Annotated in this window: 23 protein-coding genes; 3 read left to right on the forward strand and 20 right to left on the reverse strand. The window is 63.0% G+C overall.

Translation table 11 applies throughout. The features are described from left to right. Nucleotides 1-192: 192 nt before the first annotated feature. From ACK28C_RS11005 to ACK28C_RS11070, 14 genes are all read right to left on the reverse strand, one after another. Nucleotides 193-729: an MFS transporter gene (locus ACK28C_RS11005; protein ID WP_409152178.1), complete on the reverse strand. Its 537-nt coding sequence runs from the start codon at nucleotides 727-729 to the stop codon at nucleotides 193-195. Beyond that, nucleotides 654-1,394 (reverse strand): MFS transporter, encoded by a 741-nt coding sequence (locus ACK28C_RS11010; RefSeq protein ID WP_409152179.1) that lies wholly within the window; start codon nucleotides 1,392-1,394, stop codon nucleotides 654-656. The genes ACK28C_RS11005 and ACK28C_RS11010 overlap by 76 nt, the downstream gene beginning before the upstream one ends. Next, entirely contained in the window at nucleotides 1,381-2,418 is a 1,038-nt protein-coding gene (locus ACK28C_RS11015; RefSeq protein ID WP_208873190.1) for a TrkA family potassium uptake protein, read from the reverse strand. Before ACK28C_RS11015 ends, ACK28C_RS11010 begins: the two co-directional genes overlap by 14 nt. 38 nt (nucleotides 2,419-2,456) lie before the next feature. Next, nucleotides 2,457-3,005, reverse strand: a complete 549-nt coding sequence (locus ACK28C_RS11020; protein ID WP_208873187.1) for a hypothetical protein — start codon at nucleotides 3,003-3,005, stop codon at nucleotides 2,457-2,459. A 71-nt stretch (nucleotides 3,006-3,076) separates the two neighbouring features. Continuing rightward, nucleotides 3,077-4,216: an RNA polymerase sigma factor RpoD gene (rpoD, locus tag ACK28C_RS11025; RefSeq protein ID WP_208873186.1), complete on the reverse strand. Its 1,140-nt coding sequence runs from the start codon at nucleotides 4,214-4,216 to the stop codon at nucleotides 3,077-3,079. Nucleotides 4,217-4,285: 69 nt separating this feature from the next. After that, the gene (locus tag ACK28C_RS11030) at nucleotides 4,286-4,936 is read right to left on the reverse strand and encodes a hypothetical protein (RefSeq protein ID WP_208873185.1); all 651 of its coding nucleotides are present in this window, start codon (nucleotides 4,934-4,936) and stop codon (nucleotides 4,286-4,288) included. Between the two features lie 181 nt (nucleotides 4,937-5,117). Further along, entirely contained in the window at nucleotides 5,118-6,053 is a 936-nt protein-coding gene (locus ACK28C_RS11035; RefSeq protein ID WP_015556587.1) for a chemotaxis protein, read from the reverse strand. A gap of 186 nt (nucleotides 6,054-6,239) precedes the next feature. Beyond that, on the reverse strand, nucleotides 6,240-7,232 hold the full coding sequence (locus ACK28C_RS11040; protein ID WP_409152180.1) for a dipeptidase: 993 nt from the start codon (nucleotides 7,230-7,232) through the stop codon (nucleotides 6,240-6,242). Between the two features lie 64 nt (nucleotides 7,233-7,296). Further along, nucleotides 7,297-7,815 carry a GDYXXLXY domain-containing protein gene (locus ACK28C_RS11045; protein WP_015556586.1) on the reverse strand — a complete coding sequence of 173 codons (519 nt, stop codon included), beginning with the start codon at nucleotides 7,813-7,815 and terminating at the stop codon, nucleotides 7,297-7,299. Further along, on the reverse strand, nucleotides 7,812-8,993 hold the full coding sequence (locus tag ACK28C_RS11050) for a DUF2157 domain-containing protein (RefSeq protein WP_015556585.1): 1,182 nt from the start codon (nucleotides 8,991-8,993) through the stop codon (nucleotides 7,812-7,814). The genes ACK28C_RS11045 and ACK28C_RS11050 overlap by 4 nt, the downstream gene beginning before the upstream one ends. Nucleotide 8,994: 1 nt before the next feature. Further along, on the reverse strand, nucleotides 8,995-10,947 hold the full coding sequence (metG, locus tag ACK28C_RS11055; protein WP_015556584.1) for a methionine--tRNA ligase: 1,953 nt from the start codon (nucleotides 10,945-10,947) through the stop codon (nucleotides 8,995-8,997). Nucleotides 10,948-10,981: 34 nt separating this feature from the next. Next, nucleotides 10,982-11,536: a hypothetical protein gene (locus tag ACK28C_RS11060; RefSeq protein ID WP_015556583.1), complete on the reverse strand. Its 555-nt coding sequence runs from the start codon at nucleotides 11,534-11,536 to the stop codon at nucleotides 10,982-10,984. A gap of 105 nt (nucleotides 11,537-11,641) precedes the next feature. Next, on the reverse strand, nucleotides 11,642-12,598 hold the full coding sequence (locus tag ACK28C_RS11065) for an exopolyphosphatase (protein ID WP_208873184.1): 957 nt from the start codon (nucleotides 12,596-12,598) through the stop codon (nucleotides 11,642-11,644). A 415-nt stretch (nucleotides 12,599-13,013) separates the two neighbouring features. Beyond that, complete coding sequence (locus ACK28C_RS11070) at nucleotides 13,014-14,501, reverse strand: hypothetical protein (RefSeq protein ID WP_409152181.1); 1,488 nt, start codon at nucleotides 14,499-14,501, stop codon at nucleotides 13,014-13,016. Nucleotides 14,502-15,102: 601 nt separating this feature from the next. Between ACK28C_RS11070 and ACK28C_RS11075 the strand changes: the two genes are divergently transcribed. From ACK28C_RS11075 to ACK28C_RS11085, 3 genes are all read left to right on the forward strand, one after another. After that, on the forward strand, nucleotides 15,103-17,031 hold the full coding sequence (locus tag ACK28C_RS11075; RefSeq protein WP_015556582.1) for a tetratricopeptide repeat protein: 1,929 nt from the start codon (nucleotides 15,103-15,105) through the stop codon (nucleotides 17,029-17,031). 74 nt (nucleotides 17,032-17,105) lie between these two features. After that, complete coding sequence (locus ACK28C_RS11080; RefSeq protein WP_208873181.1) at nucleotides 17,106-17,945, forward strand: ParA family protein; 840 nt, start codon at nucleotides 17,106-17,108, stop codon at nucleotides 17,943-17,945. Then, nucleotides 17,946-18,467: a hypothetical protein gene (locus ACK28C_RS11085; protein ID WP_015556581.1), complete on the forward strand. Its 522-nt coding sequence runs from the start codon at nucleotides 17,946-17,948 to the stop codon at nucleotides 18,465-18,467. A 72-nt stretch (nucleotides 18,468-18,539) separates the two neighbouring features. On the opposite strand, the gene ACK28C_RS11090 is transcribed toward ACK28C_RS11085, so the two are convergent. From ACK28C_RS11090 to ACK28C_RS11115, 6 genes are all read right to left on the reverse strand, one after another. After that, nucleotides 18,540-19,157, reverse strand: coding sequence for a 2-oxoacid:acceptor oxidoreductase family protein (locus ACK28C_RS11090; protein WP_409152182.1), 618 nt, complete (start codon nucleotides 19,155-19,157; stop codon nucleotides 18,540-18,542). Between the two features lie 4 nt (nucleotides 19,158-19,161). After that, nucleotides 19,162-19,980 (reverse strand): 2-oxoacid:ferredoxin oxidoreductase subunit beta, encoded by an 819-nt coding sequence (locus tag ACK28C_RS11095; protein WP_015556580.1) that lies wholly within the window; start codon nucleotides 19,978-19,980, stop codon nucleotides 19,162-19,164. A 1-nt stretch (nucleotide 19,981) separates the two neighbouring features. After that, nucleotides 19,982-21,115, reverse strand: coding sequence for a 2-oxoacid:acceptor oxidoreductase subunit alpha (locus ACK28C_RS11100; protein WP_015556579.1), 1,134 nt, complete (start codon nucleotides 21,113-21,115; stop codon nucleotides 19,982-19,984). After that, nucleotides 21,108-21,326, reverse strand: a complete 219-nt coding sequence (locus ACK28C_RS11105) for a ferredoxin family protein (RefSeq protein ID WP_208873179.1) — start codon at nucleotides 21,324-21,326, stop codon at nucleotides 21,108-21,110. The genes ACK28C_RS11100 and ACK28C_RS11105 overlap by 8 nt, the downstream gene beginning before the upstream one ends. Nucleotides 21,327-21,446: 120 nt before the next feature. Beyond that, nucleotides 21,447-22,601 (reverse strand): HD-GYP domain-containing protein, encoded by a 1,155-nt coding sequence (locus ACK28C_RS11110; protein WP_208873177.1) that lies wholly within the window; start codon nucleotides 22,599-22,601, stop codon nucleotides 21,447-21,449. Nucleotides 22,602-22,991: 390 nt separating this feature from the next. Then, on the reverse strand, nucleotides 22,992-23,909 hold the full coding sequence (locus ACK28C_RS11115; protein ID WP_208873175.1) for a DUF4365 domain-containing protein: 918 nt from the start codon (nucleotides 23,907-23,909) through the stop codon (nucleotides 22,992-22,994). Nucleotides 23,910-24,136 lie beyond the last annotated feature (227 nt).

Raw genomic sequence — 24,136 nt, forward strand, 5'->3', positions numbered from 1 at the left:
TCGGCTTGCGTGAGGCCGGTCGTCTGGCTGAACCCCTCCGGTTCGCTGACGCGAACCACCTCCCCTTTCAGGGGAGGCAATCCATATTAAACGCGAATTGGTATTAATCCAATCGATAAGGACGAACGAAGCAGGGCCTTTGAAGGCCCTGCTTCGTTCGTTGCGTCATAAAACACCGTCGTTATAAAGCCGTCACTTGAGCCGGCGGAAGATCGGCGAGAGGAAGAAGATCAGCCCCGCCAGAGGGAGCACCCCCAACAGAAGAAGCGTACTGTAGAGGCCGAAGCGGTCCGCAAAGCCCCCCGTCGGGTACAGCGCCGCATTGGCCGTCCCCCAGGCCAGCCCCATCACGATCGCGCTGGCCGCGCTGCGGGCCTGAGGCATCAGCGTCTGTGCGGCGACGATGGTCAGGGGCATCGTGGAGTAGATGCAGGAGACGCCCGCGATGTAGAGCGCGAAGGAGAGGGCGCCCCCGGACAGGGCCGCAGCGGTCAGGAAAAGAGAGCACAGGACCATGGAGAGGAACATGGTCCTCTTGAAGCCCAGTCGTTTGGAGACGCGCTCAGCGGGGAGCATCGCCAGGGAGCCCCCCAGGGTGATGCAGAACACGACCGTCCCCACGCTCTCAAGGGACCCGCCCTGCTCCGCCACCTTCAGCGGCAGGAAGAACCGCACGCCCTGAAAGACGAAGTCCCGGACGAAGGCGAGGCCCCACAGGGGGAAGAGCACGGCAAGGACGGAGAAGAAGCCGCCCCTGGACGACGGGGCAATCCCTTCGGGAGCCCGCAGCGTGGGCATACAAAACCACAAGAGCGGAGCCAGCAGGAGGGGGGCACGAGCGTGATCCAAAGCCCCTCATACCCCAGGCTCCTCACCGTTGCGATGGCGACCACGGGGCTGACCAGCACGCCCAGCGTCCCCATGATGTTGAACAGGGTCAGGGAGGCCGGGAGCTTCTCCGGGCTTGAGACGTACCCCACGCCGCCGCTGCCCTGGGGATGGTACAGAGCGCTGCCGATCCCCCACAGCCCCGCTGCGAAAAGCGCCCCTCCGTAACTCCCCGCGTTGGGGATCATCACGGCTCCTGTCCCGCAGAGGATGGGGCCGATCACGATCAGCCACGGGCGACTCAAACGGTCCGACAAGCAGCCGATGACCGGCTGCCCGATGATGTGGCAGAAGCCGACGATCATGCTCAACATCCCGGAGAGAGCGTAGTCCAGCCCCAGCGACGCCTTGATATAGGGAATGAACGTGGGCAGAAACGCCGCGTACATGTCGTTGATCCCATGGGCCAGGGAGATGAGGAACACCCGAACGTCCGGCAGAAGCGACGCGCGCCTCCCCTGCGCGCCCGCAATCAGGCCCTGCCCCTCCCGATCACACGCGCCCATGGGCGTTCCTCCGAATGCAGACCGCCTTCATCGGCAGCGAGACGATGCCGTCCAGCGGCGGGTCCACGTGGGAAATCCACTGGGAGACCAGGGCCTCCCGGTCCTCCGCGGGCGGGACGATCACGCCGACGGGCAGCGTCCCCTGGGCGCGGAAGTGGGCAAAGAGCTCCTCCATCGTCCTTCCCTCGAACTCCGGAGGCACGTCGAAGGAGGCGAAGCTGTGCCCGTCGTCCGAGGTGGAGAGGATGTCCTTGATGAAGGAGGAGATGCCCTCGAAGTGCGTGCAGATCCCCGTGATGTCCGCGATGAGGCTGTCCGTGTAGAGGATGTCGTCCACGTGGGCGTAACGGGCATAGCGCTCGTTCTCCGGGTTGTGGAGCTCCATGACGGAGTAAATTTCCGGCGCGCTGCTCTCCACGGCCAGGCCCGTCAGGATGGCACGCGAGTCGTCGTCCCCGAACTTCGGGTCCCAGAGGATGACCGCCGCCCTGGCGCGCTCGACTCCCGCCTTGAGCAGGGAATCCCTGTCCGACGGGTTGCCCTGAACGAAGAACACGTCGGCATGAAGGCCCGTCGGCCGCTCTTCGGCCACGACGGCGATCTCGCTCCCCGATGCCATGAGCTGCCGCACGAGGTACGGCCCCCGCGTGTTCCAGCCGCAGATCACGGCGTGCCCTTGAAATTTACAGGTACTCATGCCCAACATCTCCTTCAGCCGGCTGTTGATCAGGCGCTGCATCACCTCCGCGAAGACAACCCCAAAGAGGGCTACGCCAAAGATCGAGAGGAAAAAGACGATGATGCGCCCCACGAAGGTCTGGGGGTGGGACGCAAACTCGCCCTGCCCTATCAACGTGAAGAGGACACTCCAGAAGGCCCCCCAGAAGGACCCTTTGAGCCCGTCCTCCTGCCACCACACGAGCAGCGTGGCGAGAGTGAGCAGCAGAAGGAGGATCGCCGCAGCCCCAAGAAAACGGTGCTTGAACTTCCTGGAGAGAGCGATCCCCCGTTTTGCATTTTTCACGGTCTTCGTGAAGCGGACGCTCATTCCACGGGACCGCGTCAGTTCATCAGGACCAACTTCAGCTGTCGGTCAAAAAAGAGCGTCTTCAGCCTGCGCCTCCCCTGCATCAGGTAATAGGAATAGGCTGGCTCCAGGAGGGAACGGGGCCGGTACCGCGGTCGCATCACGAGGGTGTAGCCCACGTGATCCGCAATCATGACGAGCTTATCCAGCTTGTCGCCCACGTTCGCATCGCTGATCGGGGCGATGAGAGGGTCTCCCACCAGCGCGACCCGCGAGGGGGCCGCGTCGTTTTCCTTCGTCCCGGCGACTTCAGCACTCCTTCCACCGTTTCCGGGGAGCGTCCCCGCAGGGAAGCCCGTAAAGGTGGTGGCCGTCTTTTTCGGGGTGCTAATCGCCGCCAGATCCGATCCCCGGCCCACGTCGCCCGTCAACTTTTCCTCAGCCGCCCGCGCGGCAGCGGCCCTCTCCTGGGTGTCGCGCGTAGCGCTGCGCTTCGGGCGAACCGCCCCAGGCGCCACACAGGCGAGACAAAAAACCATCAATGCAGCCAAAAACAGAACGCGGATCACTCTCATCCTTTGCAATCACATCGCCTCCGAACCATATCACATTAGAGCCAGAGCACACTCACAACGACGCCAGGCCCCAAGGCCTCCTAATCCAGGAAATCCTTCAGCTTCCGGCTGGGCTGACGAAGCTTTCGAAGCGCCTTGGCCTCGATCTGCCGGATGCGTTCCCGGGTCACGTTGAATTTACGTCCCACTTCCTCCAGGGTGTAGGAATGTCCGTCTTCAAGGCCAAAACGAAAGTGCAGGACCTCCCGCTCGCGGGTTGAAAGGTTCGAGAGCATCTCCTCGATCTGCTCGTGCAGGAGGTGCCCCGCCGCTGCCTCGTCGGGGCTGGGCAGCTCATGGTCCTCGATGAAGTCGCCCAGCTGACTGTCCTCCTCCTCGCCGATGGGGGTCTCCAGGGAGATCGGGAGCTGCGAGATGCGGCGGATCTCCTCCACCCGGGACGGGTCGATGCCCATCTCCCGCGCAACCTCCTCGTCCGTCGGCTCCCGCCCCAACTGCTGCACCAGCTGCCGCGAGACGCGCACCATCTTGTTGATGGTCTCCACCATGTGGACGGGGACGCGGATGGTCCGCGCCTGGTCCGCGATGGCCCGCGTTATCGCCTGCCGAATCCACCACGTGGCGTAGGTGCTGAACTTAAAACCGCGCCGGTAATCGAACTTCTCGACGGCCCGGATCAGTCCCAGGTTTCCCTCTTGGATGAGGTCCAGAAAGAGCATCCCACGGCCGATGTACTTCTTCGCGATGCTGACGACGAGGCGTAGGTTGGCGTCTATCAACTTTTGCTTCGACTTGACGTTGCCCTCTTCCATCTGCTTTGCCAGCTGGACCTCCTCGGCGGCCGTCAGGAGCGGGACCTTCCCGATCTCCCGCAGGTACATCCTCACCGGGTCCGTCAGAGGGATGTCATCCAGCCTGCCCAGGTCCCCGTCCAGCGCGGGGATAAACTCATCGTGTCCGGCGGTGGTCGGCGAGATCTTGTCCAGCTTCTCCTCCTCGACGACCTCGATCCCCATCTCCTGAAGGTTGCTCAGGATGTTGTCCAGCGTATCGGAGTCCCAGGCCTCCACGGGGATATGCCTCTCGATGTCTCGATTGGTCACGAAGCCGCGTCCCTGCCCCTCGTGGACCAGGCTGCGCACCTTGCCCAGGTACGCAGCCTCATTCTGCGGGGTATCGTCCGTCTTCTCCAGCGGCTCTCTATCGTCCTGCACAGCCATACCTCCAGTTTTTCTCAGGGACTGCTCCTCAACCCGCAGCGGCCAGACCGCTGCGAGCCCGTTCCGGCGTCATCCCAAAAATTGCGGAAACCGGCTCTCCGGGGACGGCCCCACCATCTGCCTCGTCTCCGCGAACTCCATTTCGTAAAGCAACTGACGGATCCTGAGCTGCAGGGGATCGTCCGTCTCATAGGGCACACAGAACCGACGATACCCAAACTTTTCGGCAAAAAAGGGGACCTCGTCCTCTCCCTTTGCCTCAAAGAGCCGCTTTTCAAAGCCATTCAGAAAATCCGCCTCGTCGAAGAACGGCTCCTGGCTCACCACCGCGATGACCTTCATCGACCCCAGCAGGATGCTGTCGTTCCACAGGGAACAAAAGGCGACGCCGGCAGAGAGCTTCTCGTGTTCCGGCCCCTTCAAAAGGGAACCCACCAGGCGTTCCATGCGCGGGGAATACCCCAGGATCATCAGGAAGCCCAACGTCGGAAAGCTGAAGGGCTCATCCCTGTAAAAGTTATCCCTCACCAGGCTCCCGATGCACCCCGCCCGCAGGGAGGACATGAAGAAGAACTCGCTGTCCAGCTCAAGACAGCGGGCAGCGATCTGCTTCAGCTGCGGGCTGTAGAGGCGGTTGATCGAGATCGGCTGATAGTCCACGCCGAAGGGAAACCACGGGGCAATTTCCAGGGCCAGGTCCGAATTCCAGTAGGGCAGCAAGGCGACCTCTTTTCGTTTTTGTACTGGGGCCGCGCCTGACGGAGCTCTCGCTTCCCTGTCGGCACGGCTTTCCGCAGACGCTTTTCGGAGGGCCGCTTCAAACGACGCACGGCACAAGGCAAAGGCGCCTCGTGCTGGCGGAACGGCGGTTCGAAGCGCGGAGCATCCCGTCGGTTACGGCCTACTCCCCGACCGCGACCCGCTTTTCCTCCTTCTCCTTGATGACCTTCACGACGCACTCCACCAGCTGATTGATCTCGGGCTTCGTGACCTGATAGTTCGCGCCGACGCTCGCGGCCTTGTTCTTGATGTCGTTCGCCATGATCGAGGAGAAGACGACGACGGGGATGTTCTTCGTCTCCAGGTTCTCCTTGATGCGGCGGGTCAGCGTGAGCCCGTCCAGCCGGGGCATCTCCACGTCCGTGATCAGGAGATCGCAGTCCTCCCTGTCCTTGACGATGGCGTCGTAGGCCACCTTTCCGTCCGGACAGATCTTCAGGTTCGTGAAGCCGCTGGCGGTGAGGGCGTCTTCGACCTGCTTGCGGATCAGGGGAGAGTCCTCCGCGACGATGATGCGATAGTCCGCCGGGTGTCCGACGTCCTCCAGCATGGCCCGGGTCTTCGCCGAGTCCGCCGCGTTGTGCTGGATCACGAGCTGAGGGCTGATCGTCTGGACGATGGCCTCGTAGTCGAGGAGCAGGACGTTGCGGCTATCCCGTTTGATGACGTAGAGGATCCAGTCCCCAAGGTACTTGCCCGTCATGGTGGAGTCGAGGTCCTCGGACTTGATGCGGTAGATCCTCTCCACGGCATCGACGACGAAGCCCAGCTTGACCTCGTTGAACTCGGCAATGATGACCTTGCTCTGCTCTATGGCGGTCACCGGCTGAATTCCAAGGAAGACGCGAAGGTCCACCATCGGCAGGACCTCCCCCCGCACCGAGGTGATCCCAATCAGGGCCGCCGGCGCGTCGGGGATCGCACGGCATCCGGGCCATCGCAGGATTTCTCTCGTCTTATCGACGTTGATCGCAAAGGACTGGTCCCCCAGCACAAAGACGACAAGCTGCCATTCGTTGGTGCCGACCTCAGTTGTAACCTTCTTAACTTCCTGCATTCAGACCCCTCGTTTCCTGAACGACAAATGCCCCTTCGCCATCTGCGAGGGCACTCGGACGTGAACGTCTAGTCAAAGCTTATCTTACCACTACATCGCCCAAACCGCCAAATGGATTGCCAGAAAATCACGCCTCGGCGCATCGTCATCGTTTCGAGGGGGGGGGTATCCGCTAAAGCCCCTCGGTCAGCCCAGGGTCTCCAGAACCCGCATCCAGTTTTCGCCCAGGATACCCCTCGCGGCCCCCGCCGGGAACTCCCGGCGCAGCGCCTCGACGAAGGGGACGACATGCCGGTACGTCGGAAAGACGCTGTGGGTTCGACAGTCCTCCGGCTTGCTGAACTCACAGAGGTCCAGCCCAAGTCCCAGGTGCTCCTCTCCCACGAGGTCAACGACGTGGTGTGCGTGTTTCAGAAGGCCGAGCCACCTGGGCTCGTCCGGGGGAAAGTCGTCCTGCCGCACGAAGGACGTCGAGTTGTTGAGCCCCATGACGCCGCCGCGCGCCGCCAGCCTGCGGATCTGGTCGTCCGTCAGGTTCCGCGCGACGGGGCAGACGGACCGGCTGTTGGAGTGGGAGGCGATGACGGGCCCACCAAAGAAGCGGAACACGTCCTCAAAGCCGACGTCGTTCAGATGGCTGACGTCCACGATCATCCCGAGGCGCTCCGCCTCTTTCAGGAGGGCGACGCCGAAGGCGGTGAGGCCGCCGGTCTGCCCTTCCTCCAGGGGGTGAAAATGACAGCCGTCCGCCGCGAAGTTGCGCCGGCTCCAGGTGAGCCCGATGAGGCGAACGCCGAGCTCGTAGAAGACGGACAAGAGCTGCAGGCTGGCCCCCAGGGGATCGACCCCCTCGAAGGAGAGGAAGAGGGCGATCCCTCCTCCCTCCACGACGCGCCGGGCCTCCGCGGCGGTGCGGCAGAGGGCGAACTTCCCCGGAGATTCCCGCATCTCCGCGTGCAGGTTGCCGATCTGCTCCAGCGCCACGCGCAGGGCCATCTCCGGGATGTACTCGCTCGAGACGAAGAGCGAACAGACGAGGACGTTCACGCCCGCAGCGCGGAGGTCGTCCAGGTAGAACCTCTCGATGACCTTCGTCTCCCCCTGGCGGCGCAGGCGGGCCACGTCCATCAAAAGGTCGTAATGCGCGTCAACGATCAAAGAACTCGAAAAAGAACTCAAATCCACAACCCCTCCGCATCAAAGCGTCAAAAATCGCGTCTTAAAAATCACGAATAGAACGTTATCACGGCGTCACGTCCAGAGCGGCGATGACCGCTCTGCCCCGCAGGACCCGCACCGTCGCCCGGTAGTTTTTTCCGTCCCGGGCCGCGCGCTCCAGAGCCTGTCCCGTGCCCTCCGGGACGTAGAAACGCCTCAACCCCTCCCCAAGGTCGACGTGCATCGTACTCCTGGCCTTTCTGAAGTCGATCCGTCCCCGCAGGTACACCCCGTCCTCGGGCTCCGTCAGGGTCACCAGGGAGGGGCCCCACAGGCCCGACGGCTCCGGAGCAAGCGTTACGAAACACTCCCTGCCGAAAGCCGACAGCTCGAAAGCCGGTCGAAAGGCGGCGTCGGGCACCGACGCGGCATCCATCTCAAGCGCAACGTAATCGCCCCGAAAGGGGTCACGTGGGTCAATGGGGCGGGCGGCAAGGCAGATTTCACGCCCCCAGGTCAGGACGCAGATCGGCTCAAGGGGCAGCCACAACAGAACGCAAAGCGGCAGGAGCGCCGCGGCGAGATAGCGAAGGGAGCTCCTCATGCCTCGCCGTCACCGCCTTTCTTCTCAGGGTTGTCCTCCCCACGCTTCAGGCGCTGCTCCAAGAGGAAGCCCAGGGCGAGGAGGGCCGAGCCGGCGATGGAGAAGCCCCAGGCCTTGGACGTGAACCTCAGGAAGTTGTCAAAGAAGTAGCGGGCGATCAGCAGCAGAAGAAAGAAGACGCTGATGCCGCGCCTTCGCCCCAGGTGCAGCAGCATCAGGACCGCCACCACGGCCGCATCCACAAGGGCAAGGACAGCCGCAAACTGCGCCTGGCCCGTCCAGGCCCACAGGTCGGACCAGGTCAGCAGGAGCCCGAAGGCCCCCGCCGTCAGGAGGCCGAGGTCTGCCAGGTCACTCCGCAGGGGCCGGTCCTCTCTGCGCGGCGCCAGCAGGGACAGCGCGAGCCCCACAAGAGCCAGGGCCAGCAGGGCGATCTCGTCGTCGAAGCCCTCTTGAAACCTCTCCCCAAGCAGCAGGAGCGACAGCAGGGCGTTGAGGCGAAAGACGGTTCGCCCGCCGCACAGGCGCCACAGCCCCCACAGGGCCGCCAGGATGAGGAGTTCGTCCGGATTCCTCAGGAAGGGCTCAAGGCAGTCCCAAAGCGGAGTGCTCCCCCAGGTGACGACGTTCCACACCCGTCCGGGGTGAAATAAGGGGTTAAACAGGAGGTAGAGGGCCGTGAGCCCCTGCAGCAGGACGGCCTGCCAGCGGTCGCGAAAGAGGCCTGCGGTCGGGATCAGGCCCACAATCCACCACCCTACGGCGGAGCGCCACTCCCCGCCCTGATGGAACATTTGCCCCATCAGGAAGATGCCGCCGCCATAGATGAAGCTCCCGACGAGCAGAAACGCGCGGGAGGTGCGGGGGAACCTCTCCCGGCACCCCCAGGAGGCGACGAGGGACGCCGCATAGCCGGCAAGGATCAGAAACGTGCGCAGAAGGCGGGACATGTCGAGCCAGTTCGCCGCGACGAAGCTGAGTACCCCCAACCCCACCAGCGTTCCGCCAAGCCCCAGCAGCGCGTTCTGAAGCCTGCCCCGCCTCGCGGAGTACAGGCCGCGGATGCCGTCCGCCTGCTCCGCGCTGATCAGGCCAAGCTCACGCCAGACCTCCGCCTCGCGCAGCAGGAAGCTCATGTTGCCCCTGCTGACGAGGCGCTTCTCATCTCCTGACGTCATCTCAGCTTACGAGGCTTCCCAGCGGGATGTCCCCCTCCGGGGCCACGAGGGTCAGGGCCTCGCTCTCCCCGCCCACCTTGACGCTGGCAGCCAGGATCATCCCGTTGCTATCGATCCCGCAGAGCTTTGCCGGCTTCAAATTCGTCACCAGGATAACGCGCTTTCCAACGAGCTCCTCCGGCGTGAAGAACGCCTTGATCCCGGAGCAGACGGTGCGCCTCTCGTAGCCTAGGTCCACCTCCAGCTTGTAAAGCTTTCGGGACTTCGGTATCTCCTCCGCCTTGACCACCTGCGCCACGCGCATCTCAACCCTTCTGAAGTCGTCGATCGAGATCTCGTCCCTGCGCTCCTCCGCCATGGCTTTGTCCTCCTTCGCCGTCACGGCCTTCTCGCCGTGGGCCTTCTTCCACTCCCTGACGTCGATGCGCGGGAAGAGCACCTCCGCCCTCCCCACGCGCGTCCCCGCCGCGGCGCCCCACCGGAAGTCGTCGTAGAGACACTTCAAGGGATCGCCCTCGAGGCCGAGCTGCCCCCATATCCTCTGGGCGGTCTCCGGCATGAAGGGGGCGACCATCAGGGCCGAGAGCCGCAGTGCCTCATAGAGGTTCAGCAGCACGGAATCCAGCGCGTCGCCGCTCCCCTCCTTCGCCAGCCTCCAGGGCATGGTCTCGTCGATGAACTTGTTGGCCCGGCCGATGAAGGACCATATCCGCTTCAGGGCCTCGTCAAAGCTGAAGTCCTCCATGGCCTCATCCGTTCCTTCAAGCGCCGCCTGGGCCTGGCACTGCAGATCGCGCGCCTCAGGCATCTCCCGAAGGGATTCCGCGGGGACCGTCCCCTCGCGGTAGTCCTGGATCATCTTGAGCGTCCGGTTCAGCAGGTTCCCCAGGTCATTGGCCAGGTCGCTGTTGATGCGCCCCACGAGCGCCGCCTCGGAGAAGTCCCCGTCGTGCCCGAAGGGGATCTCGCGCAGCAGGAAGTAGCGGAACGGGTCCAGTCCATACTCCTCCACCACCCTGCAGGGGTCCACCACATTCCCCCTGGACTTGCTCATCTTCTCCCCGTCCACGGTCCACCAGCCGTGGGCGACGATGGAGACGGGCAGCGGCAGCCCCAGCGCCAGGAGCATCAGGGGCCATATCACGCAGTGAAACCGGATGATGTCCTTCCCCACCACGTGCCGGACGTGGGGCCAGTAGCGGTCGAACGTCGACCGGTCGTCCAGGTAGCCGATGGCCGAGGCGTAGTTGATCAGGGCGTCAAACCAGACGTAGATCACGTGCTTCTCGTCGCCCGGCACGGGAATGCCCCACTTCAGCGTCGTCCGCGACACGGACTGATCCCGAACCTCCCCTTTGAGGAAGCTCATGATCTCGTTGTAGCGGATGCGTGGCATCACGCCCTTCAGGTGCTTCTCGTAGTGCTCGATCAGCTGCGGGACGTACCGCGACCCACGGAAGAAGTAGCTCTCCTCCTTCATCACCGTCAGGGGGCGTCCACAGTCCGGGCAGGTGCCGCCGGGCCCCATGCTGGACTCCGGGACGTAAGCCTCGCAGGGGACGCAGTACTTCCCCTCGTACTCCCCCTTGTAGATGTCCCCCTGATCCATGAGCCGCTTGAACATGTCCTGAACGACGCGGACGTGGCGGGGCTCCGTCGTTCGGATGAAGTCGTCGTTGCTGACGTTCAGGACGCGCCACAGCTCCTTGAAGTTGAGGTGTATCCGGTCCACGAGGTCCTGCGGCGCAACGCCCCGCTTCTCCGCCGCGGCCTGAACCTTCTGTCCGTGCTCGTCCGTTCCGGTGAGGAAGCGCACGTCGCAGCCCTTCATGCGCTTGTAGCGGCTCATGGCGTCGCAGGCGATCGTCGTGTAGGCGTGCCCGATGTGAGGGACGTCGTTGACGTAGTAGATGGGGGTCGTAATGTAAAAAATCCGTTCGTCCATTCCGTCCATAAAAAGACCTCCGTACATTGATTCTGAAGATACGTTAGTGAAAGGTCACCCAGGCCCGCCGATCCAGCTCCACGACGGCTGCCTGAGGGGACAGCCTCTTGAGGTTGAAGCACGTCAGGGCGTCGTTGACCTCGTCGATGTCAAAGACGCCCTGTTCCAGACAGTAGAGGAGCACGATATCGCTGACCTCGCACTTCGAGAACTCGTAGCCCGCAGCCAGAAAGAGGTCCTTCGCCTGCTCCGGCGTCAGCGCGAGCTTCAGGGCGAGCACGGACAGGAGCTCCCGGCTTGGAAGCGACGGGCTCCTGCGGCGCAGGGCGTGGACGTCCTCCGCGAGGCAACCGAGCTTCTCCGCCAGCTCCACCTCGGAGACGTCTCCCTCGTCCAGGAGCTTCGCGATGGCGGCGGCGAAGTTGCCCGCCAGATCGCGGTCGGCTGACCTCCCCGAAATGGCCTCGTTCGGGGAAAAACCTGCCGCGTCCCCCTCGCCTCCGGGCGCCGAGGCCCGCCTGAGCAGCTCCTGCTCCGTTAGCTTCACGCCCTCCTGAATCCGCCTGGCGAGGTCCATCAGAAAATCCGAGGATAACATGACACGCCTCCAAACGTGAGTCCGCCGACAAAACAGCGGCCCCGGAAACGGGGCCGCCTCTTTGGGAGAAAATCCGCCCTCGGGGCCCTGGCGTCCGGTTCCCGCCTAGCCTTCCTCCAGGCCGGTGATGTTCAGCATCTGCCAGTTCTGTTTGTTGATCTCGGTCAGGATGTCCTCAAGAACCGCGTCGGCCTCCCCGTAGGGCACCTGACAGGTGCCCACCCTGCGGTGCCCGCCGCCTCCATGCTTCAGCATCAGCTTGCCGACGTCCACCGTCGCCGTGCGGTTCAGGATGCTGTACCCCACCGAGAACACGCAGAACTCCTTGTTCTTCCCGTCGAAGACGCGAACGGAGACGTTCTGGTCCGGAAAGAGCGCGTAGATGACGTGACGGTTGCCCACGTAGGTCTCCTCCACGCCCCGCAGGTCCGTGACCACGGCGGTGTTCCGGGTCCACGAGTACTTTTTCATCATCTCGACGAAGAGGTCCTTGTGGGCGTCGTAGAGGCGAACGCGCTCCTGGAGGTCCTCCAGCTGCATGATCTCGTCCACCGACATCGTGCGCAGGTAGTCGATCAGGCAGTCCATGAGCTGATAGTTCGAGATGCGGAAGTCCCGGTAGCGTCCCAGCCCCGTCCTTGGGTCCATGATGAAGGACAGGAGCACCATCCCCTGCGGGTTCAGCACCTCGTCGCGGGTGAAGTGCGCCGAGTCGCACTTGTCGGCCTCGACCACCATGTCCTTGAAGCGGACGAGGGCACCCCGACCGCCGCCGTAGTACTCGTAGATCACCCGCGCGCAGCTGGGCGCCGGCCAGGACGCCCCCGTGTACTTATACTGGTGCATCACTCCCCGCGAGTCCTCGCTCGTGTGGTGGTCAAACCACATGCCGCACCCGGGGGCATAGGGGATGTTGACCAGGATATCGTTGGAGTTCACCTCGATGACTCCATCCTGGATGTCCTTGGGGTGTACAAACTTTTTATCGTCGAAGAGATCCAGCTCCTTCAGGAGCACCGCGCACATCAACCCATCAAAGTCGGATCGTGTCAGAAGCCGCACATCCATTCACCTCCGCGTAATGGTCAATCGTCGACCGTCCGTCGTCCCGACGGCATCGGCCCTCTCAGTCCTCTGACTGACAAGCGGGGCAGTGAACAATTCATAACGCGGCTGCAGTGCACTCCCTGCGGCCCGACCTCTCCCCGACGATCCTCAGCAGTCAACGAACCTGTCCGCCCGCTTAATTGTAACTCAAAAACAAAGGAAGCGGAAGTGCTCAGCCTTCGCCCAAATCCACGGGAACGCAAAGCGCGGGCAAAGTAAAGGGCCAGGCAGAGGAAAAGTTTTAAAAAATGGGCTGTTCACCCCTCCGCTGCCTTCAAATACGGAAATATCTTCCCGTTCTCACAATAACCCCGTCAGCGTGGGCTCGCACCCACACCCCCTCTCGGCTATTGGCCCAGCGTTCTCCTGCTCATTCCAGCGAGATAGCCAATTTCTCAAGCTTCCGGTACGCTCCCAGAAACCAACTCCCCACAACTCCCCCTTTCACCTGCAGCACCATGCGGCGCGCATGGCGCACCATACGCCCTATGCTCGTGTAAAACAAAAATCGCAGCGTCCTGGGACGGTAACTCCTCAACGCTTCAGGCAGAAGCAGGCGCTTTAACAAACTGTGCAGCGACAGAGACAGCACCGACACATTCCACCAGAACGCGTTCGACCCAAATCGGTGCGAGATGACGTGCCCGCCGCCCAGGTCCTCCTTCAGGATACGGTGCACTTCCTCTGACTTGCCGCACCGCTCACGATACCAACGGATTACCGCTCCTCCCTCCCAATCCAACAGGTTCGTCACGATACCAAACACCTTGTATACGTGGCCGCCAAGCTCCGTCAGATGTAGCTTCTTCACCCTGGCTTTCTCAGACTCCAGGTCGTCGATCAGCTCTGGTATGAACAGCTGCCGTGAGTCCTGCAGCTCCTGAGACAGTCGAAGCTTCTTTCCCGATCCCTCCAACTCGAATGCCTCGCGAATGGCAAGAAAACGGTACGTCGGACCTTTCCTGCCGAGGCTCAAAGACTGTGGCGCATAGACGACCTCCGCCCATTCCTGGCCGTTGCCCAAAGGGCGCCAATCCTTCTCACAAACTGCCTCCACCGCCTCCCTGAAATCCCTGTATACAGGACACGATATCGCAAACTCGATCACCCCGAAACGCGCATCCTGACCCTCCGCCAGATAGCGCAAAAGACGCGTCTGGTAACCCGCACTGTCCGAACGGTACCTTACCTTCCTCACTCCCGCAGGAAGATGCGCCAGTACCCCCTGCAGCTGCTCCAGCTGTCCGTGCCCAGGCTTCACATTCCCGTCCCGGTATTCCGTCGCCACAGGCAGGTCGTACTCCGGACAGTACACGTTCAACGCCTCATAACTCCGTTTCCCCTGGTAGTTGTACAACGCCCCGCTCGTCTCCGTCTCGATGAACGTCGCGTCCTGGTCCAGCGTCAACTCCTCCTGCGCAGACGCCTCGAACGCGCACCTCAGAAGATGGCGGTGCACCTCCTCAAATCCCCTCAGCGCCTCATTCGATGCCGGGACAAAGGAACGGCCATGACCCCGCTCCCGGTCCTCCGATTCGTTGTGAAAACAGCTGGCGTAGTCCCGGGCCGACGTCGGAGATGGAAACGGCAGGGAGATTTTCTTCAGCCCCGCCTGCTCCTTCAAAAACTTCAGGTGTTCCACGGCTCTGCCGCCGCTGAGGTTCAGCAGGACCATCGACAGAAGCTGCTCGGAGTCCCGGTACCCTTTGTCCTTCCTGATTCCTATGAAAGTATCGATGATTTCGTCAAGATGGAGCCGATTCCAAAGTTCGATAACGGGGAAAAGACCGGCAAAAGGGGTGATGTCCTGCATCTTGTCCGTCGTCTTAACCTCGATTTTTAGTCGTTTGTATGGCATAATGGTCTTCGCACCTCGCAGGTGATGGCTTATTGTTTGGTGACTTAAGCTTAACACTGTTTTTACAAACAGTCCCTGCAAGGTGCTGTTTTTTTGCCCGCGGGTTGGGGCTTCGTTGTCCAACAAAGTCCGTATGTGGGTCAGTATGTGGCAGGCCCGACAAAAAGTCAAGAAACTGCCCAACGCTTCCTCTCTTTGAGAGGGGCGCGGCGCACTCCGTACAGGACGTCCGTTCCAAACGACTTCCGCCGACGCAACCGTTGGATTTTCCCGTTGAAATAGCGTAAAATTAAAAATAAGGAAGCGCTGATTAATCTTAAAGAGTTGTTGAAAGCAATCAAGGTTCATCAAAAGTAAGGGTCTCCTTCAGCGCTTCCTTAAAGTCCCCACGCGCTTCGCGCGGCCTGATAAAGTTTCAGGTACTGAAGGGAGCTCATGCGGTTGACAGTTCTCAACGAACTTAATCAGGGTTTTCATAAATCACGTCGCCACCTTCCCCCATCGGGAACGAAATATCCCGAACCCGCCACGGCGACCGGAGGCCGCTTTCCGGACCTTCCCCGCGGCTTACAGACCTTTTGACGTAAGGAGTAGATTCCTCATGCTCTCAATGAAAGGACTTTTTCGCGTTCCAGAGGTTTTTCCATGGGGTGCAAAGCGATTCGGGGCGCTCGTGTCGGTCCTCGCCCTCAGCCTGACGCACCCTGGCCTCCCGGCGGAGGCGGCACAGCCAGGCATCCTCATGGCGGGGGAACCGCACGTGGGCACGGAGGTCGTCCTCACGGCAGACCCCGCCTCCGTCCCTCCCGACGCCGTCATCGAATGGGCCATTAGCGGCGACGTCAAGCCCGTCCTGCTGCGCGCGGGGGGGCGCGAGTGCGCCTTCACCCCCGTCAACACCCTTCCCATCAAGGTAACGGCCATCGTCCACGACCATAGCGGAGCTTCCCTGGGCGACGCCGAGACGACGGTGACGCCAAAGGAGTACGACGTCGAGATCGTCGTCGTCTCGCGCGACCTCGTCACGCTGTGGGACGCCACGGAAAAGACGAGCGTGTCCGAGGACGCGCTCATGACGAATCGCCCCATAAGGCTTCGAGCTCAGTTCGTCCCCGCCTTCAGCGGGGAGGCCTCCTTCTCCTGGATCGCCGATCCCTCCACCGCCATCCTGAGTGCAGACGGGGGATCGGACCTCGTCATCTTCCGCAGCGAGGCGGGGGACAGCGAGGTCGCCGTCAGCGCATTCAACCGGGCTGGAGTCTTCCTGGGGAGCGGCAGCAGTACGATCGGCGTCACCCTGCCCAGCGCGGTCCTGCAGGAGTCGGAGGTCGCCCGTCGGGCCTGGGAGACCTGGGAGCGCGCCGAAGAGGCCTGGGACGCGAAGGACTACGCGAAAGCCATGAGGCTGGGAGCCGAGGCCCAGGCGGCAGCCCCAAGGGACCAGGACATCGCAAAGGGCTTCAGGGCGATGGCCACCAAGCACTCGCGCTTCCTGCGCGCGCTGGACTTTCGCGACAAGGCGGCGGATCAGATCGCAAAGGGATTTCATGACGACGGGCTGAAGAGCCTTCGCCTGGCTCAGGTCGTGTGGCCCACCGAGGAGGGGGAGGCCCTCATCCGGAAGGAGGAGGAGGAGATCGACGAGCTCCGCGTCAAGCGGCAGCGGGCGGAGTGGCTGCGCGACACCGCCTCCGCCTACGACCAGGAGAGGCTTTTTGAGGACGCGATCGCCTATTACGAGAGGTCCGCCGCCGTCCTCTCCTCGGACGCCATTCAGGAGAGGACGGCGCGCATCCGCCAGCGCCTCGAGCTCATGGCCGACGCGAACCGCTATGCGAGCGAGGGCAGCGCGATGGAGCGCGACGACGACATCGAGGGGGCCATCGCCCACTACTCCGCAAGCATCGTGAGCAACCCGGACGCCGCGTTGAAACAGCACATCGATGAGTTGCGCGTCGTTCTGGAGCGCCGAAAGAGGCAGGCCGCGGCCCTCTATCAGGAGGGACAGGCTCTGGCCAGGAAGGGCAACGCAAAGGAAGCCCTCATCCGATACCTCGAGAGCCGAAGGGTGTGGGACACGGAGGCGGCGCAGAAGCGCATCGACGAGCTGGAGAGGGTCGTGAGCGTCGACTCCGAGCCGCGCGGCCCGGAGGACTTCGGCATCGGCACGAGGGCGGATGCCGCGCGGCTTGCGCGCTTCGCGGACGCCCTGTACCTCAACCGACGCCTCGAGGAGGCCGCCCCTCTCTACCGCAAGAGCCTGGCGATCTTCCCCAACGAAGAACTGAAGGCGTGGGTCGAGCGCGTCGAGGCCATCCTGCACGACCGCCGCGCCCTTCAGGCGGCCAACGCGAAGGTGCGCGAGGGCAACGCCTTCCTCAACGCCGGCAAGACCGCCGAGGCCATGGCGTGCTATCGGGAGGCCCTTGCCATCCACCCCAACGCGGAGGTCGAGGCGTTCCTGGCGCGCAGCGGGGAGCACCCCACGCAGGAGGGCCCCGCCCCCGCCTCGGCGGGCAGGAGAAAATAGGGGACTGTCCCGGCATCTTTGGGACGCCCAAGGCGGACTGCGGCCTGCACGAAGAACGAATAGGAGTGTTTTCTTTGTTGACGATAGGCTTTTGCAACCTGAAGGGCGGGGTGGGCAAGACCACCGCGTGCCAGAACCTGGCCGTCGCCCTCGCCCGAATGGGCAAGAAGGTCGCGGTGGTGGACATGGACCCCCAAAGCAACTTGAGCACGAGCTTTGGCGTCACCGTCGCTCCCAACACCCCGCAGGTTTTCGACCTGCTCACGGGAAACGCATCCTGGGACGACATCAGGACGGTGCATGAAGGGGTGGACGTCATCCCCAGCTCCCTGGACCTCATCATGGCGGAGCTGAACCCGGAGGGCCCCTTCGGTCGCGACACGCTGCTGAGGGAATCCATGGCCGCCCTCCCCCCCAGCCGCTACGATTACGTCCTGCTGGACAGCCCGCCGCAACTCGGCGTGTTCACCCGCAACGTGCTGACCGCGGCCGACCGCCTCCTCGTCCCCATGGACGGGGGGTTCTACAGCCTGGCGGGCCTGAGGCTCCTGAACGAGGCCATCCCCCTGTTCAACGAGCGCTTGAACCCTGCCCTCACGCTCCTGGGGATCCTCATGACCCGCCACAACCCAAAGATCTTCATCGCCCGCGAGGTCGAGCGGGAGGTGGCGAACTTCTTCGGCGGCCTGCTCTTCAAGAGCTACATACGCCAAAACGTCAGCCTGATCGAGGCATCGAGCCTGGGGCTTTCCATCTTCTCCTACGCGCCCGGCTCCACGGGCGCCAGGGACTACAAGGCGGCCACCGAGGAGTTCCTCGATCGGTGCGAGGGAGCCGCTGTGGCACCGGAAACGCCCGCCGCAGCTCCGTTGCCCCGCCCCTCGCAGGGCGCAGACCACAAGGGGGAAAACTAGATGTCCAGGAAAAAGAGGCCTGACCTGAAGGACTATCTGCGCACCGGGGTCATTCGCGTCTTTGACTCCGCCGAGGAAGAGCGGGAGCCGGGGCCTGTGGAGGCCGCCAAGCGGAAGGAGGCCGGAGAGGCGGCGCAGTCCGCCGCGCCTGCTCAGCCCGTGAAATCGTCCGTCGCCCCGGAGGAGGGTATAGCCCTCCAGGCAGAGGCTCCAGGGCCGAAGCCGGAAGTCCCCAGGGGCGTCGCTCCGGAGGAGGTGCTGGCCCTCCTGTCCGAGAGGGATCGGCCCATGTGGGAGACGATGCTGCAAGCCGCCACCGAGATCATTTGCCATCCCTTCGACGCGGAGGCGGCGCGGGCGGACTTCGCGGAGGCGGACCCAAGCCGCTTCACCTACTACCTGCTCCCCTCCGAGGGCGCGGCGCTTTCCCCCGTCCGTTCGGCCGGCCAGCTCACGGACGACACCAGGGCCGTCTTAAAGTGGGACGAGAACGGAGCGGCAACCCTCTGGCTCCGCGCGTAAGGCAAGCGAAAGGCCGGCGCTTTTAAGCGCCGGCCTCGTCTTCGCGAGTCTGAACGACGGTTTTTACCCGGTTCAGTCGGGAAGAGGGCTGTTCCTGAAGATCTCGTACCCGGCGTCAAAGGCCGCCACGTTGAGGTCCGCGATCTTGGGCACCGGGAAGTGCGCCTGAATGACCTTGCGCAGGGAGTCGGGCGAGGCGATCTTTTCGAGCTCCAGCACCCGCCCCACGCAGCCCAGGGCCACCATGTTCGTGACGATCTCGCGCCCCAGCTTTTCGCGGGCCGTCTTGATGATCGGCAGGGAGTAGACGCGAGCGTCGATGCCCCCGTGGGCCTCCACGCTGCCGGCCCCGCTCTCCAGGTTCATTCCGGGGATGTCCGTGACGAAGAAGTCGTCGTACACGATGCGCCCGCCCGGCATGGTGTCGGGGGCGAACTCGTCCGCAGCCGCCTGGGTTAGGATGATCTGCAGGCTTGGGGCGATGACCTTGGGGTAGTCGATCGGCTTCGAGGAGATGACGACCTCCGCCTTGGACTTCCCTCCCCTGGCCTCCGGTCCGTAGGCCTGGGACTGCACCACGTAGAGCTCCGGCTCGTGGTAGGTGATCGCCTGCCCGATCAGCTCCGTCGCCAGGATGACGCCCTGCCCACCGGAGCCGGCGATACGAATCTCATATCTCTCATCAGCCATGTCCTTACCCCCTCGCCTTATCGATGACCAGCTTCTGATACTGCTCCGTGTACTCGGGGGTGTCCTTGTTCACAAACTCCCCACAGACGATCTTGCCCGCCAGCTCCTCCGGGCTCTTGTCCTTCGCCAGGGCAAGAGGGATGGAGTTCTCCTTGAAGTACTTGTAGTTCTCGATGGGAAGCCTGCGGTTGTTCTTACGCCCGAACTGCGTGTGACAGTGCGTCACGATCTCGATGACGGAAAAGCCCTTCTTGCGGATGCCGTTTGCGATGAAGGTTTCCGCCTGTTTGGGGTTGGCGATGGTCGTGCGCGCCACGTAGGAGGCGCCGGCCCCCTCTGCCAGCTTGCAGATGTCGAAGGTCGGGTCCACGGCGCCGTAGGGCGTCGTCGTCGCAAAGGCTCCGACGGGCGTCGTGGGACTGGCCTGACCGCCCGTCATGCCGTAGATGTTGTTGTTCATGACGATGGCCGTGATGTCGATGTTGCGGCGGCAGGCGTGAATGAAGTGGTTGCCGCCGATGGCCGTGCAGTCGCCGTCGCCCATCACGTTCACCACCGTCAGGTCGGGCCGGTGCAGCTTGATGCCGGTGGAGAAGGCCAGGGATCGGCCGTGGGTCGAGTGGAGCGTGCAGGCGTTGATGTACCCCGCCATGCGGCTGGAACAGCCGATTCCCGAAGCCAGAACCGTGTTCTTCCGGTCCGCGCCGATGCCGATCAGCGCTCGGATGATGGCGTGCATGATGACGCCATGTCCGCATCCGGGGCACCAGATGTGGGGCATAAACCTGCTTCTGACCCAGCTCAAAACCTCTGCGTTCGGCATCTTAAGCCACCTCCTTGATCTTGCGGCCTATCTCTGAGGGCTTGAAGAGTTCGCCGTTCACGAGATTCAACGGCTGAACGTCGCTCCTGCCGTGGAACACGCGGTCCACCTCCAGGACGAGCTGCCCGCAGTTCAACTCCGGGACGATGACGGTCTTCGCCCCCAGGGAGGCCTGCAGCAGCTCCTCGTCCGGGAAGGGCCAGAGCGTGATGGGGCGGAAGAAGCCCGCTGCGATGCCGGCTTTGCGGGCGTCGCGCACGGCGCGCAGGGCGGACCGGGCCACACTGCCGTAGGCCACCACCACGACGTCAGCGCCGTCCATGTACTCCGCCTCGTACTCCACGATCTCGGAGCGGGCGCGGGAAACCTTGCTCATCATCCGCAGGATCTTCTTCTCGATCTCCGCGTTGTCGTTCGTCGGGAACCCCCAGTCGTTCGTCGTCAAGCCCGTCACGTGCCAGGAGTAGCCGTCGCCGAAGGAGGCCATGGGAGGGATTCCCGTCACCGGGTCCGGAAGGTAGGGCGTGAACTTCGCCGGATCGCAGGTCGGCCGGACGCGGTTCACGATCTTGACCTCCCCGGGGGCCTTCTTCACGACCTTCTCCCTCATGTGCCCCACGACCTCATCCCCCAGGATCAGGACCGGCTGACGGAAGCGTTCCGCCGCGTTGAAGGCCTTGATCGCCAGGTCGTAGCACTCCTGCACCGATGACGGCGAGTAGCAGATCGTCGCGTGGTCGCCGTGGGTGCCCCAACGCGCCTGCATCACGTCCTGCTGAGCCACCTTGGTGGGCGTCCCCGTGGAGGGACCGCCCCGCATGACGTCCACCGCCACGAGGGGAATCTCCGCAATATAGGCCAGGCCGAGGTTCTCCTGCTTCAGCGAGAAGCCGGGGCCGGAGGTGGCCGTAAGCGCCTTGGCGCCTGCGATGGAGGCTCCGATGGCGGCTGCGATCCCGGCCAGCTCGTCCTCCATCTGGATGAAGTGCCCGCCAAGCTTCGGCAGCTCTTCTGCCATCACTTCCGCGATCTCCGTCGAGGGCGTGATGGGATATCCCCCGAAGAAGTTGCACCCCGCGGCAAGGGCCCCATGGGCCAGCGCAGTGTTTCCCTGCCAGAAAGCGACGTCAGCCATTTGCCTTATCCTCCTTCACCGTGATAGCGAGATCGGGACAAATGTTCTCGCACTGACGACAGCCGATGCACTCCTCCTGCTTCGTCGCCTCCGACTTCAGGCGATCGCTGAGGCTTAAAACGGACTTGGGGCAGACCCCGATACAAAGGGAGCACCCCTTACACCACGCGTTGTTGACCTCGACCTTAAAGCGCTTCTTTTCCGCCAACAAGACACACCCCCCACTTATTTAAACGCGGGCCGCAGACCGCAGCCGCGCGCAACACCCCACTATTTTTGGATTTATATATATCATCTCTAATATATCATCCGTTCATGAAAAGCCAGCACGTCAGAAACCGATCTTGTCGTTCGCCTGAAGGGAACGCACGACGAGCAGCCCGGAGTCGGCCCCCGTCTGGACGATCGTCTTGTCCGTCACGGGCTTCCCAAAGCGATCGTAGCGGAGCGCCACCTGAGGGTGCACCACGTCTGCTCCTGTGGTACCGATGACCGCTCCCACGCTCCCGTCCGACAGCTCGACCAGCATCCCCGATGGGTAGATGCCAACGGCCAGCAACAGCACGCGCATGACCGCAGGGTCAAAGTGGGCGGCCATCGCCCCCGTCATCAGCGCGATCGCCTCGCGCCCCGGCATGGGGTCCTTATAAACGCGCTTGGCCGTCAGCGCGTCAAAGACGTCCGCTACGGCCGCGATCCTGGCCTCAATGGGGAGGTCCTTCCTGTCCAGGCTGTCGGGGTATCCTCCGCCGCCATAGCGCTCATGGTGCCCCCGGATCACCGTGAGCGTGCGCTCATCCGTCACCCCGCTCTCCACCGCCAGCTGGACGCCCAGGGCCGGGTGCTGCTTCATGACGGCGAACTCCTCGTCCGTAAGCTTTGCCGGCTTGTTCAGTATCTCGTGAGGAACCTTCGCCTTGCCCAGGTCATGCAAGATGCCCCCGATCGCCATAAACTCCGCAAACTCCGGACGATCGGGAAACATGCGATCTGCGAGAAAACTCGACAGGAGCGAGACGTTCAGGGAGTGTACGCTGGTGTACTCGTCCCAGTCCCGCACGTGCCCCAGGCAGAACATCAGCTGCGGGGCCTTCGCGATCTGGCTGGCCAGGACTCTGCCGCGGTCCGCCAGGTTTTGGACGTTCTCTGGCGTACAGTTCCCCGACTGAATCCGCTCCAGAACGTCCTCGACCTGACTCACCGTTTGGTGCGCCAGCTCGGCGTCGATGGGGGCGATGCCCGGCTTGATGCCGCGGACGAGGGACTCGATCTCCTCCCTGGTCCCCCCGCTGGGGAGGAACAGGCGAACCCTGCGGACGTTGGCGTTGCGCAGCTGCTTCTGCAGGCTGGCGATGGATGAGGCGACGCTCATCAGAGAAGTTCCCCTGGAGATGAGGATGCTTCCGGTCGCTCCGGCGATGTCGTTTGCGATCACGGCCTGTCCCTCGCAAAACTGTCCCAGGTCCTCGACGGCGACCTCTCGCACAACGCCGTCCTGTCCCGCGGCGTTACCGGGCCTTTTATTCTCTATAGCTCCCACCCTCGCTCTCCAGAACCGTGATTTTTTGGGGATTTGCCGTTTTGCCCACTACGATCATTAAGGAAACACTGATTAAGTCGTTAAGAACTGCCAACCGCATGGGCTCCCTTCAGTGCATGAAACTTCATCAGGCCGCGCGAAGCGCGTGGGGATTGGGACTGACGGCCCGTGAGCAAGGGCGAACGGCTGCCGGAAGGCTCCCCGAAGCGGGGAGCGTAGCCCCATTTTAAAACTTAAGGAAGCGCTGAAGGATACCCTCCGTTTGATGCTCCTTGATCGCTTTCAACAACTTTTGAAGATTAATCAGCGCTTCCTTAAAAAAACTAAGGACGACCTCTATCCCTGCCCCTTGTAGAGCTGGAACTTGATTCCCCTCTCGTACTCCTGCCCAAAGTCCCCGGCACGCTCCGCAGCGGGGAACTCTCCGCGCCTGAGAAACTGTTCCGTCACCAGGAAGGCACGCCCAAGCTCATTCAGGGCAAGGCGCAGCCTGAAGCGCGCGATCTCTCCCGCCTCTACGGTCCAGGGAGAGAGGCCCTCGACCTTCCGGTCGTCCCCCAGCCTCTCGCGGTAAAAGGCCCGGTCCGGCTCGATGTGGGCCCAGGGGAACAGGGAGGGCAGGCGAAACACGTGGGGCATGTCGGGATCGGTCTGGAAGGGCCACTCGAAGACGAGCTCCCGGGCGGAGTTGTCCTCCGCCATCACGGACAGGCGCAGATTGCCCCGGGCAGAGGGCTGGTTCAGCCACTCGTCCATCTCGAGCAGGATGCCGCGCCCGGACTCGATCAGCTGCATCCACGGGCGATCCAGCGCGAGGCGCGCCAGGTAGGGGCTGTAGCAGGGCAGGTCCGCGATGCGGTCTCCCGTCTCCACGCCATACGCCTGGTCGTAGGGGACGAGCAGCTTCCACTGCGCCCCGGATATCTCGATCGTCTCCGCGGAGACGGCCTCCCACACGAGGCGGTCCCGCTCCCGCTCATGGACCATGAGGATTACCGGCAGCGAGTGCTGGAGCCAATAGGCAAAATGAAGCATCTCGCCGCGGCAGACGTACCCCCGCGCCGTGCGCTCCACGCCCTCGTCCTCGTCGGAACGGATCTGAAGGCCGACGACCTTTCCCAGCCTGGGGTATGCCTCAACGGTCTCCAGGTGCGCGTTCAGCCCCGTGTCCCCGCTGCGCTGCCCGCGAAAGATCAACCCCGGCAGCTGCGCGGAAAGGCGGCTCGCCGCGTAAATTCCAATTCGATCGGCCAACTCGTTCAATAGCCTCCACCTCACCTGATATGGCGCTTTTCTAAAAAATCCGCCCCTATTTTACCCCATCGCAGACGCCCTGCCACAGGGAAAAAATGCCCCGTTCTGTTGAAGCGCCGAATATATTACATTATAATCAATTTAACCGTAAGGGCAATGCGCACCCGCGGTCGACGCGGGCTTCGGCGCACAAAAAACACAGGAGGGCCATAGCACCCGCAGGAGGA

Source organism: Fretibacterium fastidiosum, from assembly GCF_964642095.1.
In the GTDB taxonomy this organism is placed as follows: Bacteria; Synergistota; Synergistia; order Synergistales; family Aminobacteriaceae; genus Fretibacterium; species Fretibacterium fastidiosum.